Consider the following 4,994-nt stretch of genomic DNA (forward strand, 5'->3'; position numbering starts at 1 on the left):
GGCGCGGCAGGCGGTATCGAGGATCCGTGCCATGATCTCACCTTGCGCGTACCCGTACATAACGTACGACGACTTCGGCTGACCCGCGTACTTGGCCTCGAACGCACTGCGGACCTGGGACGGCCCGGGTGCGGTGGACGAGAACGGAGCGGTGGAGGTCGCTACGAGCAGCCTCTTCTCCAGCGCGGCCCCAGCCGCCGTGTTAAGCAGCTGTGGGCTGAAGGCTGGGTTGGAGGCGAGAAAGGCGGGGGTGAACTTGGCGGCTTCAGCAACCCCGACCGCGGACGCGGTCTGCGGCGGGGTGGTGGTGAGCAGGACCGCTTTGACATCCGCGCTACGCAACGCTGTGATTTGGCCGGTCAGATCGGTGTCGGTCGCCTTGACCTTCTGCTCGACGAGCTGCAGGCCCAGCGCCTTGGCCGCCGCCCGGCTCCCGGCCACAGCGTTCTCGCCATAGTCGCCTTCGACGAAGATGTGGCCGATCTTGTCACCCGTGGCGAGACGCTTCTGCTGGAGCAGCCACTCGATCCCGTTAATCATTTCAATGTCGTATGTCGTCCCGGAAATCACCACATACGGATTGCTGAGCAGCGCCGACGACCAGGACGCGGCCATGGTCAGCATCTGATTGCTCTGGAGGCTGGGAAGCAGCGCGGCGATCTCTGGCGAGCCGAGCAACTCGTCGAGCGCAAGGACCTCGCCCTCCATCTGGCTGTACGCGGTGACCGCCTTCTGGGGGTTGTACCCATGGTCCTTGACAACGAACTGGACCTGCCGGCCGCAGATCCCGCCGGCGGCGTTCTTCTTGTCCCAGTACAGCAGCCGTCCCTGCTCCGCGGCTATGCCAGCACCGGCGAACGGTCCGGTCCGGTCGGTGAGGACACCCAGTTTGATCACTTTGTCGGTGACGCCCGGGCCGATGGCGACCCCGCCGGCCGCTCCAGGCGCGCCGTTCGTGTCGGCGTTCTTCTTGGTTGCGCAGCCCGCGGCCAGCACGGTGATGGCGAGCACGCCCACCATCGCTGCCAGCGCGGCTCCGCGAGAACGGGACGGTGCGTATAACCAGGACATACGACCCTCTTTCAGGGGTGGGATGGACTGTCGAGGGTGACTCAGGAGCATGGACTTGCCGAGAGTGGCTCAGGAGCGACGCGCGCGAACGAGGGCTCGGTCCGCGCCACGGCGTAAGCGCCGGCCCACCGCGGTGACACCGCCGGGCTCGAACAGCAGAAGAATGATCACTGTTATACCGAAAGTCAGCTGGGCGGCCACGGCGGGGCTGATGATTCCCGGCGAGCCCTCGGGAGCGAGTCCGGGCAGGGCGGCGGCGTACCGGTCAAGGACGGCCGGCAGGCCGGTGACAAAGAGGGCACCGGCCACCGCGCCCGCGGGCGAGCCGAGGCCGCCGATAACCACTATCACCAGGTACTGCACGGCCAGGTCAAGCCCAAAGGTGTCCGGGACGATCCGGCCGAATGCCAGGGCGGTCAGGACGCCGCCGAGGCCGGCGTACATCGACGAGAGCGCGAACGCGTACGCCTTGTAGCGGGTCACCGGCACGCCCATGATCCCGGCCATCAGTTCCCGGTCACGAACCGCACGAAGGGAGCGTCCTGGCCGGCTATGGATCAGGTTACGGGCGCAGAGGTACGCCGCGACGGTGACCGCCAGGCCGAGGTACCACAGTTTCTCCTCGCGGCCGAACGGCACGCCGAATACGTACAGCGTCTCCTGGGAGCTGGTGTCGAACCGAAAACCCGGCAGCGCGAAGGCGGGCACGCCCCTGCCGTTGGAGGCGCCGGTCAGCGTCTCGGCGTTGAACAGTATGTGCTGCCCGACGAAGACCAGGCCGAGGGAGGCGATCCCGAGATAGATCCCGCGCAGCCGGGCCGCGATCGGGCTGAACAGCAGCCCGGCCACACCGGCCAGCAGCACCGCGGCGATGGCCGCGACGGCTGGTGGCAGCGCGAGGCCGAGACGGTGGCCGGCACCGGCGGTGCTGGGGCGGCTGGCGAGAACGGTGTAGCCGTAGGCGCCGACCGCGACGAAGAAGGGATGCCCGAACGACAGCTGGCCGGCCTGGCCGAGAAGGAGGGTGAGGCCGAGTGCCGCGACGGTGCTGGCGAAGGCGAACAGACCAAGCTGCAGCCAGAACCTGTCGGCATACAGCGGGATCGCCAGCGCGACGAGCACAGCCGCGAGCACGGCCACGATTGTGACGGGACGGCGCGGGTTTGGCCGCGATGCGGCCACGGCCGACCGTGCGGGGGCGACGGGCGCCGAATCGGCGACACCGATGGCGCTACGCGAGTCAGGCACGGTGCAGCTCCTGCGTGCCGAACAGGCCGGACGGCCGAACCAGCAGCACCGCGACCATGACCGCGTAGGGCATGACGGTGTCGAAGCCCTGCCCGAGGAAGGTCAGGTCGTGGGCGTAACCCTGGGTCAGCACCTCGGCAACACCCACAATCAGGCCGCCCGCTATGGCGCCACCGGTGGAGTCGAGGCCACCGATGATCGCCGCGGGAAAGGCCCGCAGCGCCGCCGCCGCGCTCGCCGGAGCCACACCAGACGTCGGGTAGACGGTCAGGAACAGGCCGGCGACCGCCGCGAGGGCTCCAGCGAGCGTCCAGGCGAGCGCCGACACACGGGCGCGCCGGATGCCCATCAGCGCGGCCGTCTCCGGATCGTCGGCAACGGCACGCATGGCGATTCCCCAGATGGAGAACTTGAACCAGACGAAGAAGGCACCGATCAGCGCAACTCCGACGACGAGAGCCGCGGCCCGGGTCTGCGGGATGTGCACGCCGGCCACCGTCAGGACCCGGGCTCCCCATGGATCACGCATGGGGAGAATATCGACGCCGAGCCTTCGAATGATCTCCGTTTGGATGACCAGGTTGACCCCTATGGTCATGACGCTCACCGTGATGGCGGACCTGCTGGCCATCGGGTACACAAGCAGCCGCTGGACGACGAGCGCGGCGACCGCGGCAAGGCCGACCCCGGCGAGAATGGCGACCACGAACGGTACGTGACCGTCGGCGGCCAGCCTGGCCGTCGTGTAAGCGCCGATCATCAGCAGGGCCGGGTGGGCGAAGTTGACCACGCCACTAGCCTTGAACACCATAACGAAACCAAGTGCTAACAAAGCGTATACCGCGCCGAGTGAAAGCCCACTGACGATCAGCTCGAGAAACAGTCTCACGATCCTTCTCCTGGGGAGTCGCTGTCGTCAGTGCCGAGGTAGGCGTCCTGCACCGCGGGGTCGTGCTGGATCTCCGCCGGGGTGCCGTCAGCGAGACGCCTGCCGAAGTCGAGCACGGTCACCCGGTCAGCGATGCCCATCACCAGGCCCATGTCGTGCTCGACCAGCAGCACCGGGATCTGGAGGTCATCACGGATGTCACGGATGAGGCGCCCCATGGCCGCCGTCTCATGGGCGTTCATACCGGCGGCCGGTTCGTCGAGCAGCAGCAGAGCGGGCTCGACGCACAGGGCTCGAGCGATCTCCACCCGTTTCTGGTCGCCGTAGGACAGCTCCCCGGCTGCGACGTCGAGCTTGTCGCCAAGGCCGAGGAAGCCGGCGATCTCCCGCACGCGGATCCGGTGCCGCCGGTCCTCCCGGCGTGCCGGCGGGGTCCTCAAAGCGGCCGCGACGAAGCCGGTTCGGGTGAGACGGTGCCGGCCGATCATGAGGTTCTCCTCGACCGGCTCGGACGCCAGCAGCGCGATGTTCTGGAATGTCCGGGCGACGCCCAGCCTGGCGATCCGGTGCGGCCGCAGGCGGGTCAGGTCCGCTCCGCGGAAACGCACGCTTCCGCAAGCGGGCCGGTAAGCCCCGGACACGACGTTGAACAACGTCGACTTCCCCGCGCCGTTCGGCCCGATCACGGCGTGGATCGCCGCCGCGCCGACCGTGAACGACACGCCGTCGAGCGCGGTGACGCCGGCAAACCGGACGGTGACCGCGTCCACGACCAGCTCCGCTTCAGCGGCGGTGGACCGGGCGCTCATCCCTGCCACCTGCCCAACCGTGACCGGCTTGTGCTGGCGACCAGCTCATGCTCAACCGCCACTTCGGTGTCACGCGCCAGGTACAGGTCGCGGACGGTGTCGTCGGCTGCCAGTTCGGCGGCGGAGCCGGACAGCCGGACCTCACCGGTGGCGAGCACGAAAGCGTGGGTGGCCACCGACAACGCCATCGCCGCGTTCTGCTCGACCAGCAACACCGTCGTGCCACGGGCGTTGATCTCCCGAATCACCCGCCCGATCTGACCTACGATCTTCGGCGCCAGTCCCAGCGACGGCTCGTCGAGCAGGAGCAGCCGCGGGCCGGCCATCAACGCGCGTCCGATCGCCAGCATCTGCTGCTGACCACCGGACAACAGGCCGGCACGCTGGTCACGGCGGTCGTAGAGAATGGGGAACAGCTCGTGGACAAACAGCCGCGCTTTCGCGCTGGCCTGATGATCTCGGACGGTGAACCCGCCGATGCGAAGATTCTCACCGACAGTGAGTCGCTCGAAGATCCGGCGACCCTCCGGCGCCTGCACAATCCCGGCGGCCACGATCGCCGCGGCAGACTTCCCCACCAGGCTGCGGCCGTCGAAATCGACCGTCCCGTTGCTGATGGAACCGCCGTACTCACCGATGGCCCCCGACACAGCCCGTAACAGGGTGGTCTTGCCGGCACCGTTACTACCCAGTACGGCCACTACCGCACCGGCCGGTACCTCCAGTGAGATGCGTCGCAGCCCGAGGATCGCGCCTCGATAGTTCACCTGGAGGTCACGTACTCTCAGCATCAACGCCATTTCTTTCTCAGCGATGGCCGTCGCGAATGTGCGGCCGATGGGATCTGGATCATGCTCCAGACAGTCGGCGTCCACTAGCTCCAAACGGAGAGTCTCGGTAAAGAGGTCTCCACGCGGAGACGGCGTGCCCGGCCAGACCCGTATTCCGCGCATTACCCTCTTTGACCTGCGGCGATC

5 protein-coding genes are annotated in these 4,994 nt (G+C 67.7%); all 5 read right to left on the reverse strand.

Annotated elements, in window-relative coordinates; all coding sequences use genetic code 11:
* On the reverse strand, nt 1–1,071 hold a 1,071-nt coding region (locus MJ783_RS21860; RefSeq protein WP_239313433.1), incomplete at its 3' end, for an ABC transporter substrate-binding protein.
* A 69-nt stretch (nt 1,072–1,140) separates the two neighbouring features.
* Entirely contained in the window at nt 1,141–2,319 is a 1,179-nt protein-coding gene (locus MJ783_RS21865; protein ID WP_239313435.1) for a branched-chain amino acid ABC transporter permease, read from the reverse strand.
* Nucleotides 2,312–3,208, reverse strand: coding sequence for a branched-chain amino acid ABC transporter permease (locus MJ783_RS21870; protein ID WP_239313437.1), 897 nt, complete (start codon nt 3,206–3,208; stop codon nt 2,312–2,314). Before MJ783_RS21870 ends, MJ783_RS21865 begins: the two co-directional genes overlap by 8 nt.
* Nucleotides 3,205–4,017: an ABC transporter ATP-binding protein gene (locus MJ783_RS21875; RefSeq protein WP_239313439.1), complete on the reverse strand. Its 813-nt coding sequence runs from the start codon at nt 4,015–4,017 to the stop codon at nt 3,205–3,207. Before MJ783_RS21875 ends, MJ783_RS21870 begins: the two co-directional genes overlap by 4 nt.
* Nucleotides 4,014–4,970 (reverse strand): ABC transporter ATP-binding protein, encoded by a 957-nt coding sequence (locus tag MJ783_RS21880; RefSeq protein ID WP_239313441.1) that lies wholly within the window; start codon nt 4,968–4,970, stop codon nt 4,014–4,016. Before MJ783_RS21880 ends, MJ783_RS21875 begins: the two co-directional genes overlap by 4 nt.
* Nucleotides 4,971–4,994 lie beyond the last annotated feature (24 nt).

Origin of the sequence: Protofrankia sp. Cj3 (genome assembly GCF_917627355.1) — a bacterium.
Lineage (GTDB): Bacteria > Actinomycetota > Actinomycetes > Frankiales > Frankiaceae > Protofrankia.

Excerpts from the sequence above, each read along its gene's own strand:
- MJ783_RS21880 (WP_239313441.1), bottom strand. The coding sequence starts at position 4,970 with ATGCGCGGAATACGGGTCTGGCCGGGCACGCCGTCTCCGCGTGGAGAC.
- MJ783_RS21875 (WP_239313439.1), bottom strand. The coding sequence starts at position 4,017 with ATGAGCGCCCGGTCCACCGCCGCTGAAGCGGAGCTGGTCGTGGACGCG.